This is a genomic window from Streptomyces radiopugnans, assembly GCF_900110735.1.
GTDB classification, from domain to species: Bacteria; Actinomycetota; Actinomycetes; order Streptomycetales; family Streptomycetaceae; genus Streptomyces; species Streptomyces radiopugnans.
This window is the reverse complement of the sequence record NZ_FOET01000020.1, coordinates 78,557-92,210: the sequence shown is the minus strand read 5'-3', so window position 1 is coordinate 92,210 and position 13,654 is coordinate 78,557. Positions and strand designations below refer to the sequence as shown.

At 73.9% G+C, this 13,654-nt stretch carries 12 protein-coding genes and 1 riboswitch; of the genes, 8 read left to right on the top strand and 4 right to left on the bottom strand.

Features of this window, described 5'->3' with window-relative positions:
- Positions 1-22: 22 nt before the first annotated feature.
- Positions 23-733, bottom strand: coding sequence for a hypothetical protein (locus BMY40_RS25405; protein WP_093663119.1), 711 nt, complete (start codon positions 731-733; stop codon positions 23-25).
- Between the two features lie 223 nt (positions 734-956).
- Between BMY40_RS25405 and BMY40_RS25400 the strand changes: the two genes are divergently transcribed.
- Positions 957-1,727 carry an antibiotic biosynthesis monooxygenase family protein gene (locus BMY40_RS25400; protein ID WP_093663118.1) on the top strand — a complete coding sequence of 257 codons (771 nt, stop codon included), beginning with the start codon at positions 957-959 and terminating at the stop codon, positions 1,725-1,727.
- A 149-nt stretch (positions 1,728-1,876) separates the two neighbouring features.
- Here the strand turns inward: BMY40_RS25400 and BMY40_RS25395 are convergent, their stop codons facing one another.
- The 3 genes from BMY40_RS25395 to BMY40_RS25385 all read right to left on the bottom strand — a co-directional run bounded on the left by BMY40_RS25395 (position 1,877) and on the right by BMY40_RS25385 (position 6,010).
- Positions 1,877-2,932, bottom strand: a complete 1,056-nt coding sequence (locus BMY40_RS25395; protein ID WP_245770316.1) for a M23 family metallopeptidase — start codon at positions 2,930-2,932, stop codon at positions 1,877-1,879.
- Between the two features lie 12 nt (positions 2,933-2,944).
- Positions 2,945-3,122: riboswitch (cyclic di-AMP (ydaO/yuaA leader) on the bottom strand.
- A gap of 226 nt (positions 3,123-3,348) precedes the next feature.
- Positions 3,349-4,521, bottom strand: a complete 1,173-nt coding sequence (locus tag BMY40_RS25390; RefSeq protein WP_245770315.1) for a PP2C family protein-serine/threonine phosphatase — start codon at positions 4,519-4,521, stop codon at positions 3,349-3,351.
- Positions 4,522-4,654: 133 nt separating this feature from the next.
- Positions 4,655-6,010, bottom strand: coding sequence for an APC family permease (locus BMY40_RS25385; RefSeq protein WP_093663117.1), 1,356 nt, complete (start codon positions 6,008-6,010; stop codon positions 4,655-4,657).
- 242 nt (positions 6,011-6,252) lie between these two features.
- Between BMY40_RS25385 and BMY40_RS25380 the strand changes: the two genes are divergently transcribed.
- The 7 genes from BMY40_RS25380 to BMY40_RS25350 all read left to right on the top strand — a co-directional run bounded on the left by BMY40_RS25380 (position 6,253) and on the right by BMY40_RS25350 (position 13,555).
- Entirely contained in the window at positions 6,253-7,380 is a 1,128-nt protein-coding gene (locus BMY40_RS25380) for an RNA polymerase sigma factor (protein ID WP_245770314.1), read from the top strand.
- A 116-nt stretch (positions 7,381-7,496) separates the two neighbouring features.
- Positions 7,497-8,459, top strand: coding sequence for an ABC transporter ATP-binding protein (locus BMY40_RS25375; protein WP_093663116.1), 963 nt, complete (start codon positions 7,497-7,499; stop codon positions 8,457-8,459).
- Positions 8,456-9,226 carry an MlaE family ABC transporter permease gene (locus tag BMY40_RS25370; RefSeq protein ID WP_093663115.1) on the top strand — a complete coding sequence of 257 codons (771 nt, stop codon included), beginning with the start codon at positions 8,456-8,458 and terminating at the stop codon, positions 9,224-9,226. Before BMY40_RS25375 ends, BMY40_RS25370 begins: the two co-directional genes overlap by 4 nt.
- A 173-nt stretch (positions 9,227-9,399) precedes the next feature.
- The gene (locus BMY40_RS25365; protein WP_093663114.1) at positions 9,400-10,176 is read left to right on the top strand and encodes an MlaE family ABC transporter permease; all 777 of its coding nucleotides are present in this window, start codon (positions 9,400-9,402) and stop codon (positions 10,174-10,176) included.
- 3 nt (positions 10,177-10,179) lie between these two features.
- The gene (locus tag BMY40_RS25360) at positions 10,180-11,454 is read left to right on the top strand and encodes an MCE family protein (protein WP_093663113.1); all 1,275 of its coding nucleotides are present in this window, start codon (positions 10,180-10,182) and stop codon (positions 11,452-11,454) included.
- Positions 11,451-12,551 (top strand): MCE family protein, encoded by a 1,101-nt coding sequence (locus BMY40_RS25355; RefSeq protein WP_093663112.1) that lies wholly within the window; start codon positions 11,451-11,453, stop codon positions 12,549-12,551. The genes BMY40_RS25360 and BMY40_RS25355 overlap by 4 nt, the downstream gene beginning before the upstream one ends.
- Positions 12,548-13,555, top strand: a complete 1,008-nt coding sequence (locus tag BMY40_RS25350) for an MCE family protein (protein WP_093663142.1) — start codon at positions 12,548-12,550, stop codon at positions 13,553-13,555. The genes BMY40_RS25355 and BMY40_RS25350 overlap by 4 nt, the downstream gene beginning before the upstream one ends.
- Positions 13,556-13,654 lie beyond the last annotated feature (99 nt).

Sequence of the window (13,654 nt, the reverse complement as noted above, 5' to 3'; positions counted from 1 at the left end):
CGGCCCCGGGGGAGCGGACGGTTCACGGCCGGCCGCCGGTCCGCGCGGACCGGCGGCCGGTCCCCGGGTTCGCCGGTTCCGCCGGGTTCAGGCGCGGCATGCGCGCGCTGCCCCAGGTTCCCATCAGCACGTGCACCAGCGCGGCCCCCACCAGGACGCCGTCGTACGACGGGGTGTCCCCGTCCGTGGCGGGCTCGGCCGCGCCCTCGGGGTCGTGGCGCACGCGCAGGACGTCGCCCTCCGCCACGTGCCTTTCGCAGCCGCTGCCCTGCGTCAGGTCGGGGGAGATCTCCCGGCCGGAGAGGTCGCGCAGGACGCACCGGTCGGTCTTCCCGTTCCTCTTCTCCACGACCACGGCCTGTGTCCACCGCCCCCGCTCCCGCAGTCCGTCGTCGTGTCCGGCCTGCCCGGCGGTGACGCCCAGCACGGCCCCGGTGAGGACGGGGAAGGCGAGCTGCCAGGCGGCCTTGCGCCGGTTCCACGGGACGGAGCGCGGTTCGAGCACGGGCACCAGCAGGGCCGCCAGCGGGATCAGGAGGCAGGCGGTCAGGGTGGCCGGGCCCCGCAGCCACTGGTTCAGCGGCGCTGCCGGGGCGAGGTAGGCCAGGGCCACCGCGGCGGTGGCGCACGCCGTGTGGAACACGAACCACCAGACCGCCCTGGTGAGACGCGGGGAGGAGCCCTCCCCGGCATCTCCGGTCGCGCCGTTCGTGCCGTCCGTCTTGGCCCCCATGGTCAGCCCCGCTTCCCGCCGTACCGGTCGGAGGCGAGGCTAACCGCCCGTCCGGGCGCCGGCGCGGCGGGCGGAAGAAGGCGCGCAGGTCGCCGGTGAGGAGGCCGGACTGCCCAAGGCCGGGGAGACCGGCCCGGATCTCCTTGACTTAAAGGCGACTTCAACTGTGAGGGTGGTTCCGTGACACGGGGGCACGCCCTGTGACCGACGAGGAGGTAAGCCCATGTCCGCGACACCCGTACATCCCGACCCCGCCCGCCCCGAGGCCGGAGCCGTCCTCATCAGCGTCTGGGACGTCGGCACGCCCGAGCGGCAGCGGGCCGCCGCGGACGCCATCGCCGCCACCTGGGGGAAGCGGGAGTGGCCGACGCCGGACATGCTGTCGTACGGCGTCTACGCGGGGACCGACGGCCGGACGCTGCTGCACTACTCCCAGTGGACGGGCGAGGAGGCGTACGAGGAGTACGTGCGCACCCACCGGCAGGAGCGCAACGACGAGATCGACGACGCGGTGCCGGGGATCGAGCGGCTGCGGCTGACCCGCACCCGGCGCTACCGCAGCCTGCCGCAGGAGCGGGACGGACGGGGGCGGGAGGGAAAGCGGCCCGAGCCGGGTTGCGTGGTGGTCGTGGAGGTCGGGTTCGAGGGGCCGGACGAGGCGCGGCAGCGGGCATGGGTGGACACCGTGGCCGCGGCGATCGAGGAGGACAGAGCCGACGGGAGCCTGCCGCCCGGCGGCATCTCGGCCCACTTCCATCTGAGCACGGACGGCACACGCGTGGTCAACTACGCGGAGTGGGAGAGCGAGCAGGCGCACATCGACGCGCTGGAGGCGCCGGGCGAGGGGGTCGGTACGCCGTCGCCGCTGTGGGAGCGGGTGCGGAACTTCCCCGGGCTGGTGAGCAGTGATGTGGCGCGCTACCGGCTGCTGTTCTCCACCGAGCGTCCCGGGGAACCGGCGGAGCGGGCCGCGGCGGCGGCACGGCAGGCATGACAGGCGCGGTGGGCGCGGTGGGCGCGTGCGGGCGGAGGAGGACCGGCGGCCCTGGTGTCGGGGGGGATGAGCCACCAGGGCCGCCGGGGGTGTGGGAGCCGGCGCGCGGGAGCGCGGGCGTGGCCCGCGGGCCGCCGGCCGGACCGCCGTCAGATGGACTGGCCCTTGCTCCGCAGCCAGGTCAGCGGGTCGATCGGGTCGCCGCCGCCGGGACGGACCTCCAGGTGGAGGTGCGCGCCGGTGGAGTTGCCGGTGGAGCCGACGCGGCCGATGACGTCGCCGGTGGTCACCTTGCCGGTGGTGACGGTCATGGAGGACAGGTGGCAGTACCAGATCTCCGTGCCGTCGTCGAGCTTGAGGATGATGCGGTAGCCGTAGGAGCCCGCCCAGCCCGCCTCGACGATCTCGCCGCTGTGCACCGCCTTGACCGGGGTGCCGGTGGGGGCCGCGAAGTCCAGGCCGGTGTGGTTGTTGGCCCACATCGAGCCGGACTGGCCGTAGGTGGAGGTGAGCTGGTACGAGGTGAGGGGGAGGGTGTAGCTGGCCGCGAGCTTGGCCAGGCGCTCGGCCTCGGCCTTGCGCGCCGCTTCCTCGGCGGCCTTGCGCTTGCGCTCGGCCTCCTCCGCGGCGGCCTGGTCCGCGGCCTCGCCGGCCGCCTGGTCCGCGGCCTGCTCGGCGGCCTTCTCGAGCGCGGCCTGGGCGGCGCCGGTCTGCTGCTGGTCGGCCTGCTGGAGGATGCGTGCCCGCAGCGCCTCGCCGGCGTCCGCCGTCACGACGGTCGTGGTGGCGTCGGAGGTGTCCAGGCCGGCCTGGGTGACGGTGCCGCCGAAGGGGCTGGTGGCCTCCCCCTGCGGGGCGGGGCCGCTGTCGTCGTCGCCGGAGACCATGCCGCCGACGACGGGGATGCCCTCGGCCACGGCACCGAGGTCCACGTCCGGCAGGGAGATGGCGACCGGGGACTTGTCCTTGGCGGTGGCTATGCCGCCCGCGCCGACGGCGGCGATCATGCCGACGCCGAGGACCGCTCCGCTGCGGGCCATGCCGTTGCGCTGCTTGGCGACGCGGTGCCGGCCGCGGACCGGGCGGACGGACTCCTCGGTCGGGTTCCACACCGGCCGGTCGCCGTCGCTTTCCGGGCCGAAAGGGGTGAAAGCGGCGGTGTGCGGGTCGTACGAGACCTCGGGGGCCGGGCTGCTGGACGCCACTGGGGCGCTCTCCTTTCCTTCCTTCTCGCCTACCGGGTTAGCTGACGGGTTCGGAGCAGGAAGGTCTCCTACGGATCCATACGGGCACGCCGTATGACTCCGATTCACCCCAATTGGTGGTTCCCCGGTTCCCTGGACGCGTCCTCGCTGTTGGCGGGGCCGCGCGTGCGGGATTCGGCGACGGCGCACGGTGCCGCCCTCTTCGGCGACAGTGACGACCGCGCTGCGTTATCGAACGTTAATAGAGGTGCGCTCCGGATTCCAAGTCCCCTCTTTGGACATGGGGCTTTCTTGACGGAGGACTATCGGGGCATTGGCGGGCCAATTCGGGCGAGTCGACCGCCGGATCGGCGCATGAGACGCACGCCACACCTTCTGACGTTGCCTCAGATGTTATGCGGAGGGGCGTACGTCAACTACGGACGGTCACCGGCGGCCGGGGGCTCCGGGGGCTCCGGGTCGCGCATGACCGCCAGCAGCGCCAGGTCGTCGGACCGGCGCCCGCGGGTGTGCGCGTCGACGTCCGCGAGGAGGTGGTCGAGCAGGGGGGCCGGCCCGGGGAAGCGCCGGCCGCGCAGCCCCTCCACCGGGTCGTAGAAGACGTCCGCCGCGTTCCGCGCCTCCGTCAGGCCGTCGGTGTGGAGCAGCAGCAGGGAGCCGGGCGGGAAGGGCACCGGTCCGGTCCGCCCGCTCCCGGAGGCCCCCGCCAGGTCCCCCAGCCCCAGCGGCAGCGCGTACGCCTCCGTGTCCGGCTCCAGCAGCCGCACCTCTCCATCCCCGGTCAGCAGCACCGGCGGCGGATGGCCCCGGTTGACGATCCGCAGGCTCCCCGTTTCCCCGGCCGGGATCTCGGCGAGCACGGCCGTGGCGAACTCCTCCGACCGGCCCGTCCCCGTCTCGCGCTGCCCGGCCTCCCGGATCAGGGCGTGCTCGATGCGGTCGGCGACCGCCGCCAGGTCCTCCTCGGTCTCGGCCGCCTCCCGGAAGGCGCCGAGCACGACGGTGGCCGTGCCGACGGCGTCCGTCCCCTTGCCGCGCACATCGCCCACCAGCAGCCGCAGCCCGTACGGCGTCCGCTCCACGCCGTACAGATCGCCGCCGATGCGGGCGTGCGCCTGCGCGGCCTCGTAGCGGACGGCGATTCGGAGGTCGCCGACCCGGCCGGGCGGCACGGGCAGCACCGCGAGCTGGACGGCCTCGGCGACCCGGTGGGCCGAGGCCACACTGATGTCGCTGTGGTGCAGAACGCGGCTGATGACGAGTGCCAGCGCGCTGACGGTGGCATTGGTGACCAGCCGCACCGTGTTCTCCGCCGACGGCAGTCCGGCCCGCACCAGCAGGGCGAGGACCACGGCCGTCGAGGCGGCCACCGTGACCACCGTGCCGCCGAACGTCCACAGGGCCGCGGCGACCAGGCACGCCGCGATGAACGGCGCGCTCAGGAAGACGTTGACGGGGGTCAGCAGATTGACCGCCACCCCCAGCAGGACCAGCAGCAGGGGCAGCATCCAGGGCGGGCGGCCGATAACGGGGACGGCGCGGACACGGATCCTGCCCCCGCCCGTCTCCTGCCGCCCGTCGCCGTGCACCCCTCCAATCTTCCCGATGCCCGGCGTCCCGGCGAGTCGATCAGGTCCGGCCGGACGACGCCGGGCGGGGACGCCGGAGCGCTGGAGCACCGGGGCTCCGGGCTCCGGGCTCCGGGCTCCGGGCTCCGGGAACCTACGCCCGGCGGGCGGCGACCGCGCGGCGCACCCCGTACGAGGCGGCACCGGCCGCCAGTACCGCCGCCCCCAGGAGCACCGAGGCGAGCGGCAGGGCGAAGGCCAGCACCACGCACCCGGCCAGCCCCACCGCCGGCACGATCCGCGGCGGGCGCCCCTCGCCGGGTCCCAGGGTCCAGGCGGAGGCGTTGGCGACCGCGTAGTAGGCCAGGACGCCGAAGGAGGAGAAGCCGATCGCGCCGCGCAGATCCGCCGTGGCGGCCACCACCGCCACCACCGCGCCGACGGCGAGCTCGGCCCGGTGCGGCACGCCGGAGCGCGGATGCACGGCGGCCAGCGCGGACGGCAGGTGCCGGTCTCGGGCCATCGCCAGGGTGGTGCGGGAGACGCCGAGGATCAGGGCCAGCAGCGAGCCCAGCGCCGCCACCGCCGCCCCGGCGGTGACGACCGGGACCAGCTCCGGTACGCCCGCCGCGCGCACCGCGTCGGCCAGCGGCGCGGTCGCCCGGCCCAGCGCGTCGCCGCCCAGCACGCCGAGCAGCGCGACCGCGACGGCGGCGTAGACGACCAGGGTGATGCCCAGCGCGAGGGGGATCGCCCGGGGGATGGTGCGGGCCGGATCGCGCACCTCCTCGCCGAGGGTGGCGATGCGCGCGTATCCGGCGAAGGCGAAGAACAGCAGGCCCGCGGCCTGGAGCACACCGCCGGGCGAGACGCCGCCGGACGTTTCCGCCCCGGACGGCGAGGACCAGAAGGCCGGCCGTGCGGCGTCCGCGTCGCCGGAGGTCAGGCAGACGACCACGACGGCGGCCAGCACAGCCAGGACGGTCGTCACGATCGCGCGGGTCAGCCAGGCGGTCTTCCGAACGCCCGCGTAGTTCACCGCCACCAGCGCCACCACAGTCGCGACCGCGACCGCGTGCGCCTGTTCGGGCCACACGTACAGACCCACCGTCAGGGCCATCGCCGCGCACGAGGCGGTCTTGCCGACCACGAAGCCCCAGCCGGCCAGATGGCCCCAGAACGGGCCCAGCCGCTCGCGGCCGTAGACGTAGGTGCCGCCGGAGGCCGGGTAGCGGGCGGCCAGCCGGGCCGAGGAGGTCGCGTTGCAGTACGCGACCACCGCCGCCAGCGCCAGGCCGAGCAGCAGACCGGCCCCGGCCGCCCGGGCCGCCGGGGCGAAGGCCGCGAAGACGCCCGCGCCGATCATCGACCCCAGGCCGATCACCACCGCGTCGCCGGTGCCCAGCCGCCTCAGCAGCCTCCCGTCCGTCCCCGCCCCCGTCCCGGCTCCGGCCTCCGCCGGTTCCCGGGCAGGTCCCTGGGAAGGCCCCTGGGCCGGTGATCCGCTCATGGTCGGTCTCCATCCTCTCCGTGGAAGTCCGCGGGAGCCGCCGGGAGTCCGGGCCTTCCGGCCGGCTCCGCCGGACGCCGCCGGACGCCGCCGGACGCCCCCGCCGCGTCCGATCCGGCGGACGCAGCCCCCTCCCCACCGCGAGTACCGGACGGTAATGTCGGCTGGGAGGACGGTCGGCCTCCTCAGCAGGCACGTTCCGTGTTCCCGGCGGTTCGGTCCCGATGGTGCGGAGGAAGCGTATGGCGCGAGACAGCCGGCCGGCGCGTCCCGGCGGCGATGCGGAGGAGCGGTGGCAGCTCCTGTGGAGCCACCGCGAGCAGTTGCTGAGGGTGGCCAGGCGGCGGTCCCCGAGCCTGGAGGACGCCGAGGACGCGGTCCACGAGGCGCTGCTGAGGGCCTGGGAGAACCCGCAGGTGGAGGACGAGCACCTGGGCGCGTGGCTGACGACGGTGACCGTGCGGCTGTGCGTCGACCGGCACCGGCAGATCAGCCGTGAGGCCGAGGTGGGCAGCCGCTCCACGCTCGCCGCCCCCGGCGCGCCGCCGGTCGAGGACGTGGTGTGCGACCGTGCGGAGGCCTCCTGGGTGGCGACGCGCAGCGTGGAGCTGCCGCCGCGCCAGGCGGAGGCCCTGTGGCTGAAGGCGGAGGACCTGGACGTCGGGCAGGTCGCCCGGAAGATGGGCCTGAGCTACCGGACGGTGGAGTCGCTGCTGGCCCGGGCCCGGCGTACGATGCGCGCCTCGCTCGCGGGGACGCTGGCCCTCACCGCGTGGCTGCTCGGCCGGGGCAAGGCGCCCGTCACGGGAGGCCTCCAGACGGCGGGGGCGGTGTCCACGGCGACCGTGGTGGCCGTCCTGGGCCTCGCGCTGCCCGCCTCGGAGCGGCCGCAGGGCCATCTCCCTCCCCGGGCCGGCGCCGCCCCGGCCGCCGAGCGGCCCGCGGCGGACGACGGGCCGGACCGGCCCGCGGCCCCCGGCCGCCCCGCCCCTGAAGTGGCGCGGCACACGGTGGACCGGGCGGCGGAGAGCGGCCGCGGGGCGGAGCCGGAGTCCGCCGCGAGCGGTGCGCCGGTGCTCCCGGAACCGCCGCGCCTGCCGGAGCTGCCCGGGCTGCCGGAGGAGACCGGCGTGCCGGAGGCCGGCGGGCTTCCGCGGCTGGAACCCGGCGCACTCCCCCGGCCGGAGGCCCCGTCCCTGCCCGGCGGCGGCCTCGGCGGTCCGGACGCGGCGGCCGGCGGCTCCGTCGTCCCCGACGAGCTGTCCGGGACCACCGGGGACGTCGGGGACGCGGTCGAGGAGGCGGCCGGGAAGGCGGCCGGGAGCCTCACCGCGGATCCGGCCGAGGATCCGGTCGGCGCCCTCCCCTGACCGGACCCGGCGCACGGGGCGGAGAACGAAAAACCCCATGCCTCCGGCGACGGACGTCCCGGCCCTCCCCGTAGAGCGGGTGTACGCACCTGCTCCACGGCTGGAGGGCGGAACGGATGGGTGTCGAGATCCGTGTCGAAGGGCTGACCAAGTCCTTCGGCAGACAGGTCATCTGGCAGGACGTGTCCCTGACGCTTCCGGCCGGTGAGATCTCGGTGATGCTCGGTCCCTCGGGCACGGGCAAGTCGGTCTTCCTCAAGACCCTCGTCGGCCTGCTGCGGCCGGACCGCGGCTCGATCACGATCGAGGGCAGGGACGTCACCCGGCTCCGCGAGCGCGAACTGTACGAGGTGCGCAAGCTGTTCGGCGTCCTCTTCCAGGACGGCGCGCTGTTCGGCTCGATGAGCCTGTACGACAACATCGCCTTCCCGCTGCGGGAGCACACCCGCAGGCCGGAGAGCGAGATCAGGCGGATCGTCCTGGAGAAGATGGACATGGTCGGCCTGATCGGCGCCGAGGAGAAGCTGCCCGGGGAGATCTCCGGCGGCATGCGCAAGCGGGCGGGCCTGGCCCGGGCGCTCGTTCTGGAACCGGAGATCATCCTGTTCGACGAGCCCGACTCCGGCCTCGACCCGGTGCGCGTGGCCTATCTGAACCAGCTCATCGTGGACCTGAACGCGCAGACCGGCGCGACGTTCCTGATCGTCACCCACGACATCGCCTCCGCCCGGCAGGTGCCGGACAACATCGGGCTGCTGTTCCGGCGCGAACTGGTGATGTTCGGGCCCCGGGACACCCTGCTGGCCAGCGGCGAACCGGTGGTCAAGCAGTTCCTCCACGGCCGGATGCAGGGCCCGATCGGCATGGCCGAGGAGAAGGACGCGGCCCAGGTCGAGCAGGAGCTGGCCGAGCTCGACGCCGGTGAGCACCGCGGGCCGCGCGGCGGCAAGGGCGCCTCGGGCGAGGGCGTGTCCCCGCGGCTGCTGCCCAGCCCCGGCATCGTCCGGCCGCCCCGCTGGGAGGCGATCGCGGAGCGCGAGGCGGAAGTGTGGTCGCGGGAGGGGGTGAAGGGAGCGTGAGCTTCTCGCCCGCCCAGGGGCTGCGGCACTCGGGCGCCCTGTTCGCCCTGGCCCTGGACGTCCTGCGCGCCCTGCCCCGGCGCCCCTTCCAGTGGCGGGAGTTCATCCAGCAGGCGTGGTTCGTCGCCAGTGTCACGATCCTGCCCGCCGCCCTGGTCTCCATCCCCTTCGGAGCCGTGATCGCCCTGCAGATCGGCAGCCTGACGCGGCAGTTGGGCGCCGAGTCCTTCGCCGGGGCCGCCTCGGTGCTCGCGGTGCTAAGGGAGGCGTCGCCGATCGTCACCGCGCTGCTCATCGCCGGGGCGGGCGGCACCGCGATCTGCGCCGACCTCGGATCCCGCAGGATCCGCGAGGAGATCGACGCCATGGAGGTCCTCGGCATCGACCCGGTCCACCGCCTGGTGGTGCCCCGGGTGCTGGCGACGATGCTGGTCGCCGCCCTGCTCAACGGGCTGGTCTCGGTGGTCGGGGTCTGCGGCGGCTACTTCTTCAACGTGATCCTCCAGGACGGCACCCCCGGCGCCTATCTGGCCTCCTTCACCACCCTCGCCCAGCTCCCCGACCTGTGGGCGGCCGAGCTGAAGGCACTGGTCTTCGGGGCCATCGCCGCGATCGTCGCCGCCCACAAGGGCCTGAACGCCAAGGGCGGGCCCAAGGGCGTGGGCGACGCGGTCAACCAGGCGGTGGTCATCACCTTCATGTTGCTCTTCGTGACCAACTTCGTGATGACCGCGGCGTACTTCCAGATCGTCCCGCAGCGGGGATAGGGAGACGACCAGTGGCACAGCCATCGAGACTGCCGTCGCGGCAGACGCCCGAACAGCCCTCCGAACAGCCGCCGGAACAGCCGCGGACGGCGCGGCCCGCACCGGCGGGGCCGTCGGGACCGGCGGGACTGCCGAAACGTCTCCTCGGTCCCCCCGCCCGCTCCCTGGAGGAGATGGGGACCCAGGTGGCCTTCTACGGGCGCTCCCTGGCCTGGACCGGACGCACCCTGCGCCGCCACAAGAAGGAGGTGCTGCGCCTGCTGGCCGAGGTGAGCTTCGGCCGGGGCGCGCTGGCGGTCGTCGGCGGCACCGTCGGGGTCATCGCCTTCCTCTCCTTCTTCACCGGCACCGAGGTCGGCCTCCAGGGGTACGCCGCGCTCAACCAGCTCGGCACCTCCAACTTCGTGGCGTTCCTCTCCGCCTACTTCAACACCCGCGAGATCGCGCCGCTGGTGGCCGGTCTGACCCTGTCCGCGACCGTCGGGGCCGGCTTCACCGCCCAGCTCGGCGCCATGCGGATCAGCGAGGAGGTCGACGCGCTGGAGGTGATGGGCGTCCCCTCGCTGCCGTTCCTGGTCACCACCCGCATGATCGCCGGATTCGTCGCGGTGATCCCGCTGTACGTGATCGGGCTGCTCTCCTCCTACCTCGCCGCCCGGACCATCACCACCGTCTACCACGGGCAGTCCACCGGCACCTACGACCACTACTTCCAGCAGTACCTGCCGCCGGTCGACGTGCTGTGGTCGTTCGGCAAGGTGATCGTCTTCGCCGTCGTGGTCATCCTCGTCCACTGCTACTACGGCTACCACGCCACGGGCGGCCCGGCGGGCGTGGGCATCGCCGTCGGCCGCGGGGTGCGCACCTCCATCGTCGCCGTCAACGTCCTGGACTTCTTCCTGAGCCTGGCGATCTGGGGCGCCAGCACGACCGTGCGGATAGCGGGGTAGCCGATGCCGAACACCACACCGGCCGCCCGGCTGCGGCTGTACGGACTGGCCTTCACCGCCGTGCTCGCGCTGCTGCTCTCGCTGACCGTCGCGGTGTACCGGCAGGCGTTCACCCCGGTGGTCGCCGTCACGCTGGAGGCCGACACCCTCGGCAACCAGCTGCGCGAGCGCGCCGACGTCAAGCTGCGGGGACTGATCGTCGGCGAGGTCCGCGAGGTGCGGGCCGACGGCGAGAAGGCGACCCTCGACCTCGCGCTCAAGCCGGAGCACACCCCCCTGATCCCCTCCGACGTCCACGCGCGCCTGCTGCCCAAGACGCTGTTCGGCGAGAAGTACGTCGACCTCGTCATCCCCGAGAACCCCTCCGAGCGGCCCATCCGCGCCGGAGACGTCATCACCCAGGACCGCACCAGGGTCGGCATCGAGCTGCAGCGGCTGATGGACGACCTGCTGCCGCTGCTGCGCACCGTCGAGCCCGGCCGGCTCAACGCCACCCTGTCGGCCTTCGCCACCGCCCTGGAGGGGCGCGGCGAGGAGATCGGCGACAACCTCGTCCGCCTGGAGGGCTACCTGCGCCGCCTCAACCCGCACCTGCCCTCGCTCCAGGAGGACATCTCCCGCTTCGCCGACGTGGCCGAGATCTACGGGGACGCCGCGCCCGACCTGATGAGGGTGCTGCGCAACGCCCTCACCACCAGCCGCACGCTGGTCGAGAAGCGCCGGACCCTGGCGTCGTTCCTCACCGGGACGACCACCGCCGCCGGCACCGGCCGCGCCTTCCTGGACGACAACGGCGACCGCATCGTCACCCTGGGCCGCGTCTCCCGCCCGACCCTGGCCCTGCTCGCCCGCTACTCCCCCGAGTACCCGTGCCTGCTGGAGGGCCTGGTCGAGCAGGACAAGCGGCTGGAGAAGGCGTTCGAGGGCGGGCGGATGCACATCACGCTGGAGGTCGCCCCCGTCCGGCCCGGCTACCGCCCCGGCGAGGAGCCCCGCTACGAGGACCGCCGCGGCCCGCACTGCGCGGGCATGCCCGACCCGCCCGTCCCCGCCCCCCAGCGCCGGTTCGAGGACGGCACCTCGGACGCCCGCCACGCGGGCGCGGCCTCCTCCGGTCCGGGCCGGGCCCCGGGCCGGGTGTCCGCCACCGGACCCGAGCAGCGGGTGCTCGGTGCTCTGGTGGCCCCGGTCATGGGCGTGCCCGCCGACGAGGTGCCCGCCGTCACGACCCTGCTCTTCGGCCCGATGGCCCGCGGAACGGAGGTGAGCGTCGCGTGAACTCCAGGAGCGTCACGGCGCCGCTGGTGAAGTTCGGCCTCTTCACGGTGGTGACCGTACTGGCGACCACAGTGCTGGCGGCGACCATCGTCACCATCTCCTTCACCCCCGAGGACACCTACCGGGCGGTGTTCAGCGACGTCACCAGCCTGGAGGAGGGTGACGACATCAGGGTGGCCGGAGTCCGGGTGGGCGAGGTGGAGTCCATCAGGATCCGGCAGGAGGGCACCGGGGACGGCAGGGGCGGCGAGAGCGGCGAGGCCGATGAGAGCGGCAAGGGCGGCAAGGGGACGCGCACCCTCGCCGAGGTCGTCTTCACCGTCTCCCGCGACCGGCCGCTGCTCACCAGCACCCGCGCCGTCATCCGCTACCGCAACCTCGTCGGGCAGCGGTACATCGCGCTGACGGAGGGCGCCGGCGACGGCAGGCGGCTCCCTCCCGGCGGGCTCATCCCCCTGAAGCGGACCCAGCCCGCGCTCGACCTCAACGTGCTGCTCAACGGCTTCAAGCCGCTGTTCGCCGCGCTGAGCCCCGAGGACGTCAACAAGCTCGCGACCGAGATCATCAGGACCTTCCAGGGCGAGGGCGGCACGGTGCGCAGCCTGCTGGCCCACACCGCCTCGCTCACCACCACCCTCGCCGACCGCGACGAGCTGATCGGCTCGGTGATCGACAACCTCAACTCCGTGCTGGACACGCTGGACGAGCGCAGCACCCGCTTCTCCGGCCTCCTCGTCCAGCTGCGGCGGGTGGTCTCGGGCCTGTCCGGCGACCGGAAGGCGATCGGGGAGTCGCTGACGGGCATCAACGACCTCACCGCGGCCACCACCGGCCTGATCGACGAGAGCCGCCCGCCGCTGCGCACCGACATCGCCGAGCTCGGCGAACTCGCCGGCACGCTCAAGGACAACGAGAAGACCGTGGAGGGCGTCCTGAAGCGACTTCCGAACAAACTCGACAAGCTGACCGCCACCGCCACCTACGGCTCCTGGTTCAACTTCTACCTGTGCGACTTCGACGGCCGGATCGTCCTGCCCGAGACCGCGGAGGCGGTCACGCCCCGGTTCCGCGTCGAGCAGGGGAGGTGCCGGCCGTGATCCCCTTCCGGGAACGCAACCCCCTGACGGTCGGGGCCGTCGGCCTCACCGTGATCGCGCTGCTGGTCGGCGCGGCGTTCAACGCGGACGACCTGCCGCTGATCGGCGGCGGCGAGCGGTACAGCGCGGCCTTCTCCGAGGCAGGCGGGCTCAGGCCGGGCGCCGAGGTGCGCATCGCGGGCGTCAAGGCCGGGAAGGTCGACGCCGTCGAACTCGACGGCGACCACGTCAAGGTCTCCTTCCGGGTCGAGGACGGGCCGGAGCTGGGCGGCCGCACCGGCGCCTCCATCCGCGTCAAGACGATCCTGGGCGCCAAGTACCTCGCGCTGGAGCCGGCCGGGCCCGGCAGGCTGGAGCCGGGGAGCGAGATCCCGCTGGACCGCACCGTGCCGGCCTACGACGTGGTGGAGGCGTTCAGCGATCTGACCACCACCACCGAGGAGGTCGACACCGAGCGGCTGGCCGACGCCCTGGACACCGTCTCCGCCACCTTCGAGGACTCCCCGGCCGAGGTCAGGGCGTCCATCAAGGGCCTGTCGAAGATCTCCAGGACCGTGGCGTCCCGCGACGCCGAACTGCGCGAGCTGCTGAAGAACGCCAGTGGTGTCAGCGGCGTGCTGGCGGACCGCGCCGAGGACTTCACCACCCTGGTGAAGGACGGCGACAAGCTGTTCCGGGAGATCAGCAAGCGGCGCAGGGTCATCCACGCGCTGCTGAGGAACGCCTCGGCGCTCGGCATCCAGCTCTCCGGGCTGGTCCGGGACAACCGCGCGCAGCTCGGCCCCGCCCTGAAGAACCTCGACACGGTGGTCACCATGCTGGAACGCAACCAGGAGAGCCTCGACCGCAGCGTCAAGCTGCTCGCGCCCTTCGCCCGCGTCTTCACCAACACCCTGGGCAACGGCCCCTGGTTCGACAGCTACGTCCAGAACCTGGTCGCCCCCGCCCCCATGGCGCCCGGGGGCGGGCCTTCCGCGGACGTGCCGCCGGGAGGTGGACGATGAGGCGGCCCGCTCTCGCCCGGATCCCCCGACTGCCCCGGCTCACCCGGCGGCTCGCCCTCCCGGCCCCGCTGCGGCGCCTCGCGGGCCGGGTCCCCGCCG